The sequence below is a fragment of the Halomonas sp. BLK-85 genome, assembly GCF_044792155.1.
Lineage (GTDB): Bacteria > Pseudomonadota > Gammaproteobacteria > Pseudomonadales > Halomonadaceae > Vreelandella.
This window is the reverse complement of sequence record NZ_CP087731.1, coordinates 1,162,185-1,179,226: the sequence shown is the minus strand read 5'-3', so window position 1 is coordinate 1,179,226 and position 17,042 is coordinate 1,162,185. Positions and strand designations below refer to the sequence as shown.

Here is a 17,042-nt window from a genome sequence, read left to right as displayed (position 1 = left end):
TATCCCATTATAAAGATATCCGCGTCCAATGACCACATCCCTGACGCTCGCCAAAAGTGCTATAGGCCTAAAGTGCCATGGACCCAATGGTCACCCGTTTCAGGATCTCACAGAAACCAAAACGCCACCCGTAGGTGGCGTTGATATGGGCTGATGATGAAGCTCGATCAGGCATGCGGTAGCTTCAGAAAAGTGACGTTGGACATTTGCTGAAGAATCCTTACTACCTGGCAGCTGTAACCGAATTCATTGTCGTACCACACATAGACGACAGCATGATTATCGTTGGCAATGGTCGCCTTGGCATCCACGATACCGGCATGCCGATTGCCCACGAAATCAGATGACACCACTTCAGGCGAATCAACAAAATCGATCTGCTTCTGATAGGAAGAATTGATGGATACATCGCGAAGATAGTCATTCAGGGCTTCCGCGTCAGTACCCTTCTCCAGAGTCAGGTTCAGGATCGCCATGGAAACATTAGGCGTTGGCACGCGGATGGCATTACCCGTGAGCTTGCCCTCGAGCTCGGGAAGCGCCTTGGCCACCGCCTTGGCCGCACCGGTTTCAGTCAAGACCATATTCAGCGCCGCACTGCGGCCACGACGGTCGCCTTTATGGTAATTGTCGATAAGGTTCTGGTCGTTGGTATAAGCATGCACCGTTTCCACATGACCAGTGACCACACCATACTGGTCATTCAGTGCTTTGAGGACCGGCACGATAGCATTAGTGGTGCAGGATGCTGCAGATAGGATCTTGTCGTCCTCTGTCACATCATCATGATTGATACCATAAACGATGTTCTTGATTGAACCCTTTCCAGGCGCTGTTAACAGGGCTTTTGAAACGCCCTTGCAGGCCAGGTGCTGGCCAAGGCCGGCCTCGTCCCGCCAGATACCGGTATTGTCAACCACAACCGCATTATCAATAGCGTAATGGGTATAGTCGATCTCTTCTGGCGAGTCGGCATAGATGACCTGCACGACGTTACCGTTTACCGTCAGAGTCCGTGCCTCTACATCAATACTGATCGTGCCCTCAAAAGGACCATGAACAGAATCGCGACGCAGCAGACTGGCGCGCTTTTCCAGGTCCTTGGCAACGTCACCACGCCCACGCACTACGATAGCACGCAGGCGCAACAGGTTGCCGCCACCGGCTTTCTCGACCAGGATGCGTGCCAGCAGGCGACCAATGCGACCAAAGCCATAGAGAACAACGTCTTTAGGTTCACCTATGCTTGCACCGGGCTGGTAACCATCAACAATTTCATGCAGCTCTTTGCGCAGGAAGGCCTCGACGTCGCCACCGCCCTGCTTTTTCAGCATCACGCCAAGTTTGCCAATATCCACATGAGCCGGTCCCAGGTTCAGATCACACATGGCTTTGACAATCGGAAAAGTATCCTGAACAGACAGCTCAGTGCCTTCAATTTTGCGTACAAAACGGTGGTCTTTCAGGATGCGGATGACAGAGCGCTTGATCAGCGAACGCCCGAACATAGTGGCGACAACGTTATTCTGGCGATAAAGACGGCCGACGAGAGGTATCATCTGCTCGGCGAGTGCTTCATTACTTTGCCATTCCTGAAATATGTTATCGAGCGTTTGCTGGCTCACGGGCGACCTCATCGTGGTGGAAATGTAGGAAAAAGAAGGATGATTATCCCGACCTGGCATCAGGGCTGCAATCACTGGTTAGTCGCACTACGTGTAAGGAGATTACACAAACACGTTTTCGACTACAAAAATACGCCGGTCCAAGCCGCCAGCCGTCATCGTCGTGTATCATCGGGGTTTTCATTTTTTGTGCAGCCGATATTTCCATTATGCCGACTTTCTCTTTACTGGAACCGCCTGCGCCGAAAGGGGCGCGTGAAACGCTTTACTGGGAAAATCCACCAGGTAGCGCGGTCGCACTGGGGCTGGCCCGCCTGGCGCGCAAGGCACCTTTAATGGTGATTACGCCAAGCACGGCGGATGCGCAGACCCTGGAACAGGCGCTCAGCTTTTACACCGAGACACCAGTGCTACCTTTTCCTGACTGGGAAACACTGCCTTATGACAGCTTCTCTCCTCATCAGGATATCGTCTCGGCGCGCCTGCGTACCTTGCGCCAGCTGCAGGACGGCCTTCACGGCATTGTGCTGGTTCCGATCAATACCCTGATGCAGCGCCTTCCACCGGTGGCGTATATTGCCGGGCGCGTGATGTCACTCAAAGCGGGCGACAGACTGGATCGCGAAGCATTCCGCGAGGCGCTTTCCCGAGCAGGTTACCGTGCTGTAGAAACTGTGTATGAGCCGGGCGAGTACGCTCTGCGTGGCGCCTTGATCGACCTCTACCCCATGGGCGTCGATGCACCCATCCGTATTGACCTGTTTGACGACGAGATCGAAACCCTGCGTCTGTTTGATCCGGGCTCACAGCGCACGACTGAAAAGATCAATGATATTGAGCTTTTGCCTGCCCACGAATATTCGCTCAGCCGCAGCGCCATTGCCTGCTTTCGGGAAAACTTTGAAACGCTTTTCGATGTTGATCCACGTCAGTGTCCTTTATATAACGATGCCCTGAAAGCCATACCATCACCAGGTCTTGAACAGTATCTACCCCTATTTTTTGAACAGACCGCCTCCCTGTTTGAACATCTGAGTGATGCCACCCAGGTTGCCCTGATGCCCGGGATTCGCGATGCCGCCGAGCAACATTGGGCATCTATCGAGGCGCGCTATGCCAATCTGGGCGTTGACCCGACACGCCCCTTGTTGCCACCCCATCGCGCTTTTATTGCCAGTAACGATATTTTTGCCGCTATCAACCAACACCCACGGGTTGAGTTAACCAGGGATCAGGACAATCGGCATGCTCAGGTACCGCAGGCGCGCACCCTGCCTGAGGTCACCATCAATGCCCGCAGCAAGACGCCTTTGGCAGCACTTGAACACTTCCTGGCCACTTATCCCCAAACACGCGTACTCTTTGTTGTTGAATCCCGTGGTCGCCGTGAAGCCCTTGAAGATCTACTCGCCCCACTGTCGCTCAAGCTACCCTATGTCACACGCTTTGCCGACTTTCTTGACAGCCAACTACCTTATGCGATCAGTGAAGGCCTGATAACTCAGGGTCTGTGGCTTGAAAATCCTGATCTGGCCGTGGTTACCGAATCTGAGCTGTTTGGTGAAGTGGTACGCCAAAGTCGTCGACGCGAAAAAGTGACTGACGACAATGAGTTTGCCGTTCGCCATCTTTCCGAATTGAAAGAAGGCGCCCCCATCGTTCATCAAGCCCATGGTGTTGGGCGCTACCTGGGGCTTGAAACCCTTGAGGCAGGCGGCCAGGCCAATGAATTCCTTGCCCTAGAGTATGCCAATAGCGCCAGGCTTTATGTGCCGGTCGACAGTCTGCACCTTATATCACGCTATAGTGGCAGCGCAGATGAATTGGCGCCGCTGCATAAACTCGGCTCGGATCAGTGGGAGAGGGCGCGCAAGAAAGCCGCTGAAAAAATCCGCGACACTGCCGCCGAACTACTGGATATCTATGCTCGTCGCGAAGCCCAGGAAGGCGTGGTTTATGCCGCTCCAGACGATGAATATCAACGCTTTGCAGCCAGCTTCCCCTTTGAGGAAACGCCTGATCAGCAAGCCGCCATTGAAGCGGTGATCAAGGACATGACCTCACCCCAGCCGATGGATAGAGTCGTTTGTGGGGACGTAGGGTTTGGCAAGACAGAAGTTGCCATGCGTGCAGCCTTCCTGGCAGCTCAATCCAATCGTCAGGTAGTGGTACTGGTGCCCACTACTCTGCTGGCTCGTCAACACTATGAGAATTTCCGCGACCGGTTTGCCGATACGGCAGTGAATATCAGCCTGATATCACGTTTCACTCAGGGCAAGACCATGAATGAAACCCTGTCACGTATTCGCGAGGGTCAAACCGATATCGTGATTGGCACCCACAAACTGCTTTCCAAAAGCGTAGAGTTACCCAGGATGGGCTTGCTGATTATTGACGAGGAACACCGTTTTGGCGTCGCCCAGAAAGAAAAGCTCAAGACCCTACGCGCTGAGGTTGATATTCTGACCCTGACCGCCACGCCTATTCCGCGTACCCTGAATATGGCCATGAGCGGCATTCGGGACCTGTCGATCATTGCTACACCGCCCGCCCGGCGTCTATCTGTCAAAACCTTTGTCCAGCGCCATGAAGACGGCACTATAAAGGAAGCCCTGCTTCGCGAAATCCTGCGCGGGGGGCAGGTCTACTTTCTGCATAACGAAGTCAAGACGATTGAAAACACGGCAGAAAAAATACGCGAGTTGGTGCCTGACGCCCGGGTTGCCGTGGCCCATGGCCAGCTACCAGAACGCAGTCTTGAGCGCGTCATGTCAGACTTTTACCATCGTCGCTTCAATGTACTTGTCTGTTCGACCATTATTGAAACCGGCATCGATGTGCCTAATGCCAATACCATCATTATTGAACGCGCAGACAAGTTCGGGCTTGCCCAGCTACATCAGTTACGAGGACGGGTTGGCCGCAGCCATCATCAGGCTTACGCCTATCTGATGACCCCACCTCCCAAAGTCATGACGCGGGACGCCGTAAAACGCCTGGAAGCAATCAGTGCTTCCGATGACCTCGGCGCAGGCTTTACGCTCGCCAGCCACGATATGGAAATTCGCGGCGCCGGCGAACTGCTTGGCGATGAACAAAGCGGTCAGATGGAAACCATTGGCTATACGCTGTACATGGAAATGCTCGACCGCGCCGTCAAGGCCATCCGTTCAGGTAAAACACCCAATATCAACGCCCCCTTCAATACGGGTGTGGAAATCAGCCTGAACCTTCCGGCCCTGATACCTGCTGACTATATACAGGATGTCCAGCAGCGCCTGGTCATGTACAAACGAATCGCCAATACCCAAAACAGTGAACAGCTCAAGGAATTACAGGTCGAATTGATAGATCGTTTCGGATTGCTGCCAGCGCCGTTAAAGAACCTGATTCGTCAGACCCGGTTACGTCAGCGGGCGGAACAACTGGGCATTGAAAGACTGGAAGCCGGTGAAGCACGCGGCAGGGTCATTTTCGAAAGCGAGACGCCTGTGGACCCCATGACGCTGGTCAACCTGATCCAGCGCTCATCCCAGCAGTTTCGCCTCGAGGGCTCAGACACATTGCGCTTTGAACTGCCGATGGCATCCGTCGATGCACGTTTCAAACAACTGGAAACCCTGCTTGACCAGCTGAATCAGAAAGTAGCCGTCGCTTGATGTTACGCTACAAACTGTACCGAAATACCCGGTTGCCCAGCCTGATTCTTATGGAAGTCTAACTGTGCGCGTTCTAGCATTTATGTACCGATGGCACAAACAGAACCTAAAAAAACCTGAGGGATACTGCATGACCACTCACCCAATGCTTCGGTCGAAAAAGCTGTTCACCGTCAGCTTGCCTGCCGTCTTACTGGTGGCCGCTGCTTGGGTCTCCACCCCGAGTCTTGCTCAAACGACCAGGGAGGCAGCGCCCGCTGTTGGCATTTCTGACCAGTTGGCGAGGTCGCATAACGCTCTCCCCAATGAGCTGCCTCGCGGTCAATTCATTATGCCTGAAGAAGGCGACATTATTGGCAAACACTATTCCATCACGGTTAGCGATCACGCCGAGACGCTGATTGATATTGCACGCCGCCATAATATTGGTTATGAAGAAATCCGCATGGCTAACCCGGATGTCAGTCTTTGGGTGCCTGGAAAAGGCACCGAGGTGGTTATCCCTGCCCAGTACATTCTTCCCCCCGTTCCGCGTGAAGGCGTTGTGATCAACCTCTCAGAACTGCGCCTTTATTATTATCCGGACGATAATCAGGAGATTGTCGAAACCTACCCTGTCAGCGTAGGCCGCGAGGAGTTTGCAACCCCGGTTGGCGTCACCCGCACCACCATCAAGGTGGAAAACCCTGCATGGGCACCGCCAGCCTCCATGCGGCGGGAAGCCGCCGAGCGCGGCGACCCCCCGCCCGAAATCGTGCCGCCGGGGCCACAAAACCCGCTGGGGGAGCATGCCATTCTGTTAGACATGCCGAGCTATCTGATTCACGGCACCAACCGCCCCGACGGTGTGGGCATGCGCGTCAGCCGAGGCTGCATCCGCATGTACCCTGAAGATATTGAGTCGATGTATGAGCGCCTGCCAAGCGGCACCAAAGTGAACCTGGTCGATATTCCCTTCAAAGCAGGCTGGGCTGGAGACGGCACCCTCTTCGTGCAATCCTTTCCGCAGCTCGAAGAAAACATGGGCAACTTCGAACCCTTGCTTGAAGCACTTAGGCGTGTGGCAGAAAAAGCGCCCGATGACATCAGCGTCGATTATGCTCAGATCAAGAAAGTCATCGAGCAACCTAACGCACAGATGATTGCGGTGTATGGCCCACAACTGCCTGCTGAGCCTGAGCCTGAAACCGGATCTGGATCTGGATCTGGATCTGGATCTGAGCAATTGAACAAAGGACTGCTAGATGAAATCGAATTGAGTAATACGTTCAGTCCATCACCTGATGCCTGAAAATAAAAAGCCCTGCCGAAGCAGGGCTTTTTAATTCACGCTGGTTGATAAGAGCCTGTTAGAACTACCGACAGGCCTGAAACACAAGAACCAAAGGTTTCATTACCGCCAGGTGATCATGGTTTTAGAACTATTTACCTGAAAGCAGGCTTTCAGGTGAGTAATGAAAATATCTTACTTTTGCATGGAGCGCTCAAACATGCGATTCATTTCTTCGCGGTTCTGTTCAGACATCTGCATGGCCGCTTGCGCGTCACGCTGTGCCTGATTGGCAGTATTCATTGCCTGAGAAGCCATGCTGCGCGCTTCTGCAGCGTCTGCCTGTGCAGATTCTGCCGTCATGCGAACTTCTTCCAGAGCGCTGGTAGAAGCACAACCTGCCAGAACGGCCAGAGAAGCTGCGGCGACAGACAGCTTGAGAGTAGTCTTCAGAGTCATATAGTTCTCCTTGAGTCTTCCTTGGTGCTACGTTAAAGGCAAGATAGCGTTGCAGCTAATGCTGACGAACACTACCTACCTGCGATGCAGGTTCATTTCAGCGACATGTGCGCTTGGGCACAATCGACAGAAGTTGTTGTATTATAGTCCACAACATTTGTCTATAGCCGCTTTTCTAAAATAAATACTTATTTTGGCAGATTCAGCCTAACGGATAACGACGCGAGTGCCAATATCGATTAACTGGCTAAAACGCTCAATCTGAGCGTTTGTTAATGCCACACACCCTTGAGTCCAGTGAAATTGTTCATGGATATCAGGATCTGCGCCTCCAAGGCCATGAATGCCAATGGCACCACCCAGCACTGTGTCCTGCGGTGGGGAGCCGTGCTGACGGTAATATGCAAAATATTCCTCATAGTCCTGATCGGTGTAAACGCCAGTTCTCAAGGCCATTCGCGCATGTGCAGGTGTGGGGTAATCGATGCCAACAAAAATATGCCAACGGCTTTCATAATTAAACCGGTTGATACGAAACTCGCCCTTGGGTGTTACATTACTGCCTCGTACCCTTTGAGTTTCTGCTCCAGATCGACCCAGGGATACTGGCGCATAATGCGCCAATCGCTTGCTGCCCTGATAAACGCTTAATGTAGCTTCCTGATCATCAACCAATACCCAGACTTCGTCAGTGAAACGCGGCACATGAGCACGTGATATGAGTGTGGCAATCAGGTCCGGCTCTTCTTGAGCGGGCATGTTCGCCATCGAAGATGATGCAGGAAGAGACAGCGCATAAACAAGAAACTGACGACGATTGATGGGCATTGGACATGTCTCAAAACACTAACCTTGTCGCCGTATGCTCAAAGGTCAGAAAATTCTTCAAGGTGAGTGACAATCTGGCGCGCTTCACTCTCATGCCCTTCGGCCAGAGAAACAAAGAATGCCTGTTCAGGTTCGATAACCGCTTTTTCTGCTCGGTACTCGTACATTGCTTTGAGCGTATCATTTGCGTTCAGGGCCGTTTTCATGGCCGCATCAATATCGTCATGGGCGACCGCTTGTTCAACCATCTGGACAAGCACCGGAGGCTGCGGAAAATCAGTGGGGTCATCGAACCAGGTTTCCAGCACATCGGTATGATCAGAACCATCGTCGAATACGCTTTCAAGCCCCCGAGCCATTCGTCTTTCACGCCCGGCAAGATAATCCAGAACCATACGGGAGCGCTCTGATTCCGACTTGCGCACTGCCTCTTCAAACTGTTGAGCCATGCGTTGATGAAAGTCAGCCGCCCAGACAACCAGATCCTTTACCTGGTGATAGCGCATCATTGTCTCCTCATCCACTTGTGGTCAATGGTTTACGTCATCTGTACAAATTACAAGTTAACAAGGTTTACCCGCTGACGGCATGCTTTTTTAGTGGATACCTGGCAGCTCACCCTTTCACCTTGATCATTCTTGTTGACGGCTACCATTCCTGACTGGTTTCACGCAATTCTGCCATCTCGGCTTTAGCCGATTGAATGCACTGCAGTAGTTGATCAGCAAATTCGGTTTCACTACCAAGCGCTATCATTCCAGGGTTGGCGACCGGTCGACGGGCAGCCCCCTGATCGCTATGCAGCCTTTCCAGCTGAAATACCAGCCAACCGAGCCACGACTCGCCGTCAGCGGCAATGTCCCTTAACCGTTGAAGTTCTGCCACATCAGGCCCATCGACAGCCAGTAGTGTTTGCCAGCGGTGAGTGTCCAGGCGCGCATGCTCGGTAAGCTCCTTGAGCATCGACTCCAGGGCCAGTTCCAGAAGCGCCAGGGCGCTCTCCTCGATGGCCATCTTGCGGGCCGTCGTATGTTCGTCATCGCCAGCAGGCATGTCTCCCATCAGCTGGGCATGATAGAAAAGCTGATTAGTGCGCGATTTCGGGGTCATTTACGCTTGTCCTCAACCTGCCATTGACCATTAGCAAACGTCGCTTTCCACCCTGTGGCTTTACCGTCTTCATCGGTCATCACATATTGCTCCTTGTTCTTACGTGAGAAACGAATCTGTGCGGGACGTCCCTCCGGGTCTTCAGTCGGTGCCTTGAGAATAAAATGATATTTCTCTGGAAGCTCGTCTGCATGAGCTTTCAGCTCCTTGACCAGAGGCGGACGGGTTTCGCGATTTTTCGGGAACTTACTGGCCGCCAGGAACAGACCACTGGCACCATCCCGCAGCACGTAATGATCCTCTACTTTCTGGCAGGCCAATTCCGGCATCTCGATCGGATCCATCTTCGGTGGTGCTACTTCGCCGCTTTTCAGTAACTTGCGGGTATTCTTACACTCGCTATTGGTACAACCAAAATACTTGCCAAACCGGCCCGACTTGAGCTGCATCTCACTGCCGCACTTATCACATTCAATAACAGGCCCTTCATAGCCTTTTATCTTGAATTTGCCAGTTTCCACTTCATAGCCATCGCAATCAGGGCTCTCACCGCAGATATGTAGCTTGCGGGTTTCATCTATCAGGTAATTATCCATAGCCGTGCCACACTTGGGACAGCGGCGTTTAGCTCGCAATGCATCAGCTTCAGCTTCGTCTCCGGCATCAGCGGCCACCGCTTCCTCTCCCGGGATAAGGTCGATGGTGGTCTTGCAACGCTCCTTGGGAGGCAGATTATAACCACTGCAACCCAGAAAGACGCCAGTCGATGCGGTACGAATCTGCATCTTGCGTCCGCAGCTCGGGCAGTCGATATCCGTTGGCACCGGCTGGTTGGGACGCATACCGTCTTCGCTTTCGGCTTTTGCCAGTTCATCACGAAATTCGTGATAGAAGGCATCCAGCAAGGCACGCCAATTGCGCTCACCTTCAGCTACCTCATCAAGGCTGTCTTCCATACGCGCCGTAAATGAGAAATCCATCAGGTCGGGGAAAGACTCCTTAAGCCGCTCGGTCACAATATCGCCAAGCTTCTCGGCATAAAAACGACGATTTTCAAGCTTGACATAACCGCGATCCTGAATCGTTGAAATAATCGACGCATAGGTGGACGGTCGACCGATTCCCTGTTTCTCCAGCTCTTTCACTAGTGCCGCTTCAGAATATCGCGCTGTCGGCTTGGTGAAGTGCTGCTGAGGGTCGAGCTTATCCAACTGCATCAGGGTGCCTTTTGCCAAGTCCGGCAACTGCTGGTCTTCGTTTTTACCCGCTGGTTTCATCACCCGGGTGTAACCATCAAACTTAAGCACGCGCCCCTTGGCACGTAGCTCATAGCCGTCAACCTCAACGTTCAGGGTGGTGGAAAGGTATTCGGCAGGTGTCATCTGGCAAGCCACGAATTGCCGCCAGATCAGCTCATACAGTCGCTCGGCATCCCTTTCCATGCTGGCTAGCTCCGTGGCTTTACGCTCTACGCTGGAAGGACGAATGGCCTCGTGAGCTTCCTGGGCGCTTTCCTTGCTGGAGTAGCGAATGGGCGCTTCTGGAAGATATTGCGCGCCATAAACATCACCAATATAGGCACGCGCACTTTCAACCGCATCCTTGGAAAGATTGGTTGAATCGGTACGCATATAGGTAATGTAGCCTGCCTCATAGAGGCGCTGGGCCATTGTCATGGTTTTCTTGACCGAAAAACCAAGACGACTACTCGCTGCCTGCTGGAGCGTCGAGGTTATGAAAGGGGCGTTAGGCTTTGAACGGGTCGGCTTGTCCTCCCGCGAGGTGATCGCCAGTTGAGTATGACGCAGGGCGGCAATCTGATCCATGGTTTGCGCTTCGCTGGCAGGCCGAAATGCTTTTCCCTTATACCGTGCCAACTCAAACCGTATCGCCTCACCGTCTGGCGACACCAGATCCGCATGCACGTCCCAGAACTCTTCTGGCACAAAGGCGCGAATCTCGCGTTCGCGCTCAACAATCAGGCGCACGGCCACCGATTGCACCCGACCCGCCGATAACCCTCGCGCGATCTTGGCCCATAGCAACGGCGACAGCATGAAACCGACCACTCGATCCAGAAAGCGCCTGGCTTGCTGTGCCTCCACCCTGGGAATATTAAGTGTGCCAGGGGCCTTGAATGCATCCTGAATCGCATTCTTGGTAATCTCGTTAAAGACCACGCGCTTGTAGCGCTCATTAGCACCACCGATGGTTTCTCGCAGGTGCCAGGCTATCGCTTCGCCTTCGCGGTCCAAATCCGTGGCCAGATATACCGCATCGGCTTTCTCAGCCAGTTTTTTTAGCTCGGCAACCACTTTTTCCTTGCCTGGCAGGATTTCGTAATGGGCCTGCCAACCGTTATCAGGGTCTATTCCCATGCGACGGATCAGTTGATCATGCGCTTTGTGCTTTTTATAAACGGCCTTCTCTTCGGGCGACATTTTACGCGTTAGCGCCGCCTGACGGGCACGTTCCTTGGGGTCAGAGGCCGTTTTGCCCGAGCCGCTGGTCGGCAGGTCACGAATATGACCCACGCTCGACTTCACGATAAAATCGTTGCCGAGATACTTGTTGATCGTCTTCGCCTTGGCTGGCGACTCGACGATGACCAGTGACTTGCCCATAGTGCTCCACTTAAATATTGTGCCGGCTGATGTGAGGCGGCGGATGAATGCAAAAACGTGCGTAAACTGATTGACTGCTGCACGCCTGAAAAATGCGCTTACCCTACCCCAGGCCATGCAGAAGCGCCAGCCTTGAACAACGTTAAACCAGCGTATGCTTGCCTGACAACTTCAGCTAGACACTAGACTGCCAGACTCGAAACGGCAACCTCCGGAAAATTTCATGCATACAAAAACGCCCCGAGCATTCAGTCGGGGCGTTGGCGTAGACACTCAATCAGCGCTTGCGCGATTGCCTCCGAGGAGTGGTTTTATTACTCGCCGGAGCTTTCTTGGCCTGTGTTTCTTCAGTGGGTTCAGTTTCTTTTGGCTCCGGCGTGGCAGCCGACGTTGCGTCAGCGTTGTCCGCCACAGGCGAAGCAGGCAATTGCTCTACCTTTTCTTCTACCATAGGCGCGGGTTTAACCGGTGTTGACTCGGTCGGCACTTCAACCAGCGTTTCTGGACGTGCCTGATCAAATAACGCCTTGACCTGCTCAAAACGCTGCGCTGAATGTTCCGACAGATCGCCACTGGCTGCCAATACGTGGTCAAGGTGATCAATATGACCATCTATCTGGGCATTGGTCTGCCCCGCCAGTAATTGTGGCAGAGTAGCGAGGGCTTCCTCACGGTCCAGCTTGAGAATGAAGAATTGCTCACGCACCAGCTTTTTGAACTCATCCAGCGAACTGGCAGGCTCGAGTTCGGCACGTGACGCCCGCAAACGTTTGAAGTTACGTTCATCGGTCGCCGGCGACCCACCCAATACGTAAATAACCGCGCGCATTACCGCTTCATGTTCGCCACCATGGGCAATGCGTTCACGCAATTCTTCACGACGTTGCTGAATAAAGCGACGGTGCTCAGGTTCAGCGCCAGGACGACGACGGTGAACATGGGCATCACCGTAAAGCCCCACAGCAGCCTGCAGAAGGGGCTGGCCATAAACGTCAAGAAAAATCCGTTCCAGTGAGCTGTCACGCAGATCACGCACGGCGTTCAGGGTTGAGACGATCTGTTCGGACACAATACCTTCGACCGATTTGTACAGATTATCCTGGCCTACCTGATGACGATTAGCGCGCACCGCATCAGCCATAACAGGCAAGGGCACCGTTAGAGGATTTCGATCAGACATTAAACGGTAACCCAGGCGGATAGGATGCATACGGCGAATCCAGCGTGCCATTTCCGGTGTGTTAACCGCTCGAATCCAGGGTTGAACCGCTAAGCGGTAAATACCCAGATTAATTTCCGATATGCGCGCAACAGTGGCGAAACGGCGGTCGTCTTCAGCAACAGGCTTGACTTCCTGATCAAGCTCGTCAAAATTGCGCGCCTCGAATTCAAGCAGGTAGTCGCGCTCGATCAGCTCAGCATCCGATCTGTCAGAGGCGCGACTTATCTTGGTTTCATAGAGTCCCGGCGGCATTACATCAATGTAATCCATGTTGGCCGTGAACTCGGAGTGTTCCTTACGGGAGACACTGCCAGATACAAAGATACCCAGATGCCCTGTGGTGTCGTGCAGACAATAGACAATGGTCTGATCATTGGCGATGATATCTTCCTCGCCTTCATACAGATCACGAATCCATCCAAGCGCCTGAGGCGGAGGCGTAATGTCATCACCGCGCGAACAGAACACCACGACCGGTGAACGTACATTGCGTAAATCAACGCGACGCCCATCACGGGTAACCAGTTGAGCGGTCGACAGGCGGTTCCCGACAAACAGATTATCTACAATGTACTGGATTTCTTCGCCACCCAAAACCACATGACCGCCCCACCAGCGTTCAAATTCCAGGTAGCGTTCGGCTTCCTTGTCAATGTTGTCAAACAGGTGATACTGCTTTTTCCAATAAGTATTGGCTGGATTCAGACGCTCAAAGTTCTGCACCAGCCAGGCACCGTCAAACAGCCCATTTCCAATGTCACTGGTCAAGGCAGTGATCCAGCTACCACCGGTAATCCCACCGGTATAGCGCATGGGTGCCTTGCCTCGCTCACCTGCCCAATAGGAAAGCGGTGCACCCGCTATCAGGATGGGGCCAAACACGTCAGGTTCGAGCGCAGCTGCCATCATGATCTGCCAGCCCGCCTGACAGTTACCGACCACCATCGGCTTTTCACAGGTATCCGGGTGCAAGGAACTGATGTGGCGCACAAAGGCAATTTCTGCTTCGACAACGTCTTCAACCGTCTGCTCGGGCTCCGGGAAAGGCAGAAAACCGATAAAATAACAAGGGTGCCCGGCGCGCATGGCGACCCCCAGCTCGCTATCAGGCTTGAAACCGCCAATGCCAGGGCCATGTCCGGCGCGCGGATCGACGACCACAAAGGGGCGCTTGAGCTCGTCAATCTCAACGCCTTCCGGTGGCAAAACGCGCAATAATTCGTAGTTGGTAGGATGCGCAAGCTCGCGGCCATCCATGACAACTTCGGTTTTGAAACCCAGCACGCTAGGCTTGGTTTGCTTCATGTGCTCAAGGTATTGATTACCCCGTTGGCGCATCACATCCCAGTAGAGGATGCTGCGTTCCACGCTATCACGCCAGTAGTCAAACGCAGCGCGGCCAAAACCAAAGGGATCACACAGTGTCATCATCGCCTGGGTTCCAGCATTAAGCGGAAAGTCAGCGATAGGGCCATCATTGCCAGTTGGCGCTGATGGCATAAAAGGGTTGGCGAGAAAGTTCATGGATTCTCCCTTGGGCCAGCATGAGTGCCAAGGCCCTGAATCATTTTATGCTGCAACGCAATATAGTGTAATCTACACAGCCTTCGACGTCGATGAAGAATGCTACTTTATTGGTGTCAATGGTGTGATAATTCACTTTTAACGCTGTTTCGGCCACGAAAACAAGGTGCCAGACGTATAAACAGCATGCTGTCAGGGCAGTTCCGCGCCTGTTGTTCATCATCGCTTATCACGCTACCTTACAATGACGTAGCGATATCCTGCTTTCTGCCAAATATGTTACATTAAGCATTATAGACTTCTGTCGACATTGACCCATATTCCTGAGCGGTTAACGCGTCCAGATTTTACCGCTCTCGCCATAGCAGAGGCGCTTTATTATGAGCAATCATCCCTCGCAGCGTATTTCAAGCGGCGAAAAATTTCGTAACGAACATGGCATGGCCGTTATCAAGGACGGCATCAAACAAAGCAAGCAACCATCAGAGGCGCCGTCTAACCTGCCTGAACGCAAGCCTGCCTGGTTACGAGCCAGGATGCCAGGCGGCGAGCGCTTTGAAGCCGTCAAGAAAAACGTCAAGTCGCATGGATTAAGCACTGTATGCGCTGAATCGCATTGCCCCAATATGGGCGAATGCTGGAGCAACGGCACGGCAACCATCATGCTGATGGGGTCCGTGTGTACTCGGGCATGCCGCTTCTGTGCCGTTGACACAGGTAATCCAAAAGGCTGGCTGGATAATGATGAGCCAGAGAATACGGCCAGGTCGGTTGAACTGATGGGACTTCGTTATGTAGTGCTTACCTCGGTGGACAGAGATGACCTGGACGATGGCGGTGCCTCCCATTACGCAGCCTGTATACAGGCCATCAAGCATCACACGCCTGATGTAGTCGTGGAAGCATTGACACCGGATTTTGACGCAGCGCCCAAGGCCATCGAGCAGGTGGTTGATTCTGGGTTGCAGGTATTTGCACAGAACGTTGAAACCGTTGAGCGTCTGACCCGGAGGGTTCGCGATCCTCGTGCTGGCTATCGTAAGACGCTGGATGTCTTATCTCACGCCAAACGCTATCGCCCTGATATCATTACCAAGACCAGTCTTATGCTCGGATTAGGGGAAACCAAGGATGAAATCCTCAAGACCTTTGATGACCTGCGTGACATTGGCGTCGATATCGTGACGCTTGGCCAGTACTTGCGCCCCACCAAGAACCACTTGCCGGTTGAGCGTTACGTGACACCCGAAGAGTTTGAAGAGCTTCGCCAGCTTGGGCTTGAAAAAGGCTTTATGGAAGTGCCCTCCGGCCCGCTTGTCCGTTCCAGTTATCGCGCTGATCGTGTCTTCGAGAAAAATAACCTTGGTCTGGCATCACCTGCTGAAGTGCCCGGGCAGACGGAAGAAGACAGCAATCTTATTCCGGCTTTAAACGTTGGCTAGCTGACGTGTGACGGCTTTAGGGCCTGTTGACGTTTCATCACGGCCGCGACAGAGGCCCTTTTGATGCAGAACAAGGCGTGAGGAGCGTGGTTGGGTAGCTCTCAATCAGCGACGAACAACGCAGGGCTGTGCCAAAAGGACCCTGTCCCTTCGGGTTGCGCGCCAAAGAACGCCATCCTGCGTTGCGTCACTCGGTAAGGGCACCACCATTGCCGTCGTGTCGCGCCTTGCCTGACGCTCTTTGGCACAGCAACGCGGTTCGTGATGAAACGTCAACAGGCCCTAGCGTCAATGAACGCTGAAGCCGTCCTGCCAGCGCCTCGGCCAACTGCCTGCCCACATGATGACTATTGACCGGACAGGTCAACAGATCCGCCAGGTTGATCATCTGCATGCCTGCATAGCCACAAGGATTTATCCGTTCAAACGGTGACAGGTCAGCATTTACATTCAGTGCGACGCCGTGAAAGCTTCCTCCCCTACGAATACGCAGACCCAATGAGGCAATCTTGGCCTCACCCGTCGCAGTCGTCACATAGACGCCTGGCGCATCCGGCCTGGCTCTGGCATTGACCCCATAACCTTCCAGAACATCAATCACAGCATTTTCAATTGCGCTCACCAGATCTCTCACACCCAGCCCTGCCCTGCGGACATCCAGTAGCGGATAAAGCACAACCTGTCCGGGGCCATGGTAGGTCACCTGCCCGCCTCGATCGGTATGTACCACCGGAATATTTCCCGGCATCAAAAGATGTTCTGGCTTACCTGCGCGTCCCTGGGTGAAAACAGGCTCATGCTCTACCAGCCAGAACTGATCAGGCGTTTCAGCGCCACGGGTATCGGTTAATGAACGCATGGCTTCCCATACGGCCTGATAGGGATACACTCCCCAATAGTGTAACTCAATGGGAACTCTATCCATCACAGCACCATATGCACACGACCGGTTGCCTTGAGATCAATAAATAACCGCTTGAGCTGCTCTTCGCTGGTGGCCTGAATGGTCAGTCGCACGGATTGAAAACGACCGTTGCGACTATTCACCACCACCACCGTATTGGGATCAAATTCTGGCGAATGCATGACCACCACCTGACACACGGCTGCTGCAAAATCGTCAGCCGCATCACCCACTACCTTGATAGGGTAATCACAAGGAAAGGTAATTTTTACCGCTGATGGATCATTGGATACCGGCTGACGCATATCTTGAAAGACTTTCTTACCGCTTGATTTCATTGGGACATCCAAGGTTTCCGTAACAGAAGCGGCCTGG

General features: G+C 53.2%; 12 protein-coding genes. 3 read left to right on the top strand and 9 right to left on the bottom strand.

The window, feature by feature from the left end; translation table 11 throughout:
* Positions 1-167 precede the first annotated feature (167 nt).
* A complete protein-coding gene (locus LL947_RS05245; RefSeq protein ID WP_404417115.1) occupies positions 168-1,625 on the bottom strand; it encodes a glyceraldehyde-3-phosphate dehydrogenase in 1,458 nt (485 codons plus the stop codon).
* 209 nt (positions 1,626-1,834) lie between these two features.
* On the opposite strand from LL947_RS05245, the gene mfd reads away from it, so the two are divergent.
* Entirely contained in the window at positions 1,835-5,284 is a 3,450-nt protein-coding gene (gene mfd / locus LL947_RS05240; RefSeq protein ID WP_499834153.1) for a transcription-repair coupling factor, read from the top strand.
* Between the two features lie 130 nt (positions 5,285-5,414).
* Complete coding sequence (locus LL947_RS05235) at positions 5,415-6,575, top strand: L,D-transpeptidase family protein (RefSeq protein WP_499834152.1); 1,161 nt, start codon at positions 5,415-5,417, stop codon at positions 6,573-6,575.
* A 174-nt stretch (positions 6,576-6,749) separates the two neighbouring features.
* Here LL947_RS05235 and LL947_RS05230 read toward each other — a convergent pair whose 3' ends face one another.
* From LL947_RS05230 to LL947_RS05205, 6 genes are all read right to left on the bottom strand, one after another.
* Positions 6,750-7,013 carry an Lpp/OprI family alanine-zipper lipoprotein gene (locus LL947_RS05230; RefSeq protein ID WP_404417106.1) on the bottom strand — a complete coding sequence of 88 codons (264 nt, stop codon included), beginning with the start codon at positions 7,011-7,013 and terminating at the stop codon, positions 6,750-6,752.
* A 207-nt stretch (positions 7,014-7,220) separates the two neighbouring features.
* Complete coding sequence (locus LL947_RS05225) at positions 7,221-7,841, bottom strand: L,D-transpeptidase family protein (protein ID WP_499834151.1); 621 nt, start codon at positions 7,839-7,841, stop codon at positions 7,221-7,223.
* A 38-nt stretch (positions 7,842-7,879) separates the two neighbouring features.
* Positions 7,880-8,350, bottom strand: a complete 471-nt coding sequence (locus tag LL947_RS05220) for a 2-hydroxyacyl-CoA dehydratase (RefSeq protein WP_499834150.1) — start codon at positions 8,348-8,350, stop codon at positions 7,880-7,882.
* A 139-nt stretch (positions 8,351-8,489) separates the two neighbouring features.
* Entirely contained in the window at positions 8,490-8,951 is a 462-nt protein-coding gene (locus tag LL947_RS05215; protein ID WP_404417097.1) for a DUF6586 family protein, read from the bottom strand.
* A complete protein-coding gene (gene topA / locus LL947_RS05210) occupies positions 8,948-11,575 on the bottom strand; it encodes a type I DNA topoisomerase (RefSeq protein WP_499834149.1) in 2,628 nt (875 codons plus the stop codon). The genes LL947_RS05215 and topA overlap by 4 nt, the downstream gene beginning before the upstream one ends.
* 277 nt (positions 11,576-11,852) lie before the next feature.
* Positions 11,853-14,228 carry a DUF3141 domain-containing protein gene (locus LL947_RS05205; RefSeq protein WP_499834376.1) on the bottom strand — a complete coding sequence of 792 codons (2,376 nt, stop codon included), beginning with the start codon at positions 14,226-14,228 and terminating at the stop codon, positions 11,853-11,855.
* A gap of 473 nt (positions 14,229-14,701) precedes the next feature.
* On the opposite strand from LL947_RS05205, the gene lipA reads away from it, so the two are divergent.
* On the top strand, positions 14,702-15,763 hold the full coding sequence (lipA, locus tag LL947_RS05200) for a lipoyl synthase (RefSeq protein ID WP_499834148.1): 1,062 nt from the start codon (positions 14,702-14,704) through the stop codon (positions 15,761-15,763).
* 187 nt (positions 15,764-15,950) lie between these two features.
* Here the strand turns inward: lipA and lipB are convergent, their stop codons facing one another.
* Positions 15,951-16,688 carry a lipoyl(octanoyl) transferase LipB gene (gene lipB, locus LL947_RS05195; RefSeq protein ID WP_499834147.1) on the bottom strand — a complete coding sequence of 246 codons (738 nt, stop codon included), beginning with the start codon at positions 16,686-16,688 and terminating at the stop codon, positions 15,951-15,953.
* On the bottom strand, positions 16,688-17,005 hold the full coding sequence (locus LL947_RS05190) for an HP0495 family protein (RefSeq protein ID WP_499834146.1): 318 nt from the start codon (positions 17,003-17,005) through the stop codon (positions 16,688-16,690). The genes lipB and LL947_RS05190 overlap by 1 nt, the downstream gene beginning before the upstream one ends.
* Positions 17,006-17,042 lie beyond the last annotated feature (37 nt).

Excerpts from the sequence above, each read along its gene's own strand:
- LL947_RS05225 (WP_499834151.1), bottom strand. The coding sequence starts at position 7,841 with ATGCCCATCAATCGTCGTCAGTTTCTTGTTTATGCGCTGTCTCTTCCT.
- mfd (WP_499834153.1), top strand. The coding sequence starts at position 1,835 with ATGCCGACTTTCTCTTTACTGGAACCGCCTGCGCCGAAAGGGGCGCGT.
- LL947_RS05190 (WP_499834146.1), bottom strand. The coding sequence starts at position 17,005 with ATGAAATCAAGCGGTAAGAAAGTCTTTCAAGATATGCGTCAGCCGGTA.
- topA (WP_499834149.1), bottom strand. The coding sequence starts at position 11,575 with ATGGGCAAGTCACTGGTCATCGTCGAGTCGCCAGCCAAGGCGAAGACG.
- lipB (WP_499834147.1), bottom strand. The coding sequence starts at position 16,688 with ATGGATAGAGTTCCCATTGAGTTACACTATTGGGGAGTGTATCCCTAT.
- LL947_RS05205 (WP_499834376.1), bottom strand. The coding sequence starts at position 14,228 with ATGATGACACTGTGTGATCCCTTTGGTTTTGGCCGCGCTGCGTTTGAC.
- LL947_RS05220 (WP_499834150.1), bottom strand. The coding sequence starts at position 8,350 with ATGATGCGCTATCACCAGGTAAAGGATCTGGTTGTCTGGGCGGCTGAC.
- lipA (WP_499834148.1), top strand. The coding sequence starts at position 14,702 with ATGAGCAATCATCCCTCGCAGCGTATTTCAAGCGGCGAAAAATTTCGT.
- LL947_RS05215 (WP_404417097.1), bottom strand. The coding sequence starts at position 8,951 with ATGACCCCGAAATCGCGCACTAATCAGCTTTTCTATCATGCCCAGCTG.
- LL947_RS05235 (WP_499834152.1), top strand. The coding sequence starts at position 5,415 with ATGACCACTCACCCAATGCTTCGGTCGAAAAAGCTGTTCACCGTCAGC.
- LL947_RS05230 (WP_404417106.1), bottom strand. The coding sequence starts at position 7,013 with ATGACTCTGAAGACTACTCTCAAGCTGTCTGTCGCCGCAGCTTCTCTG.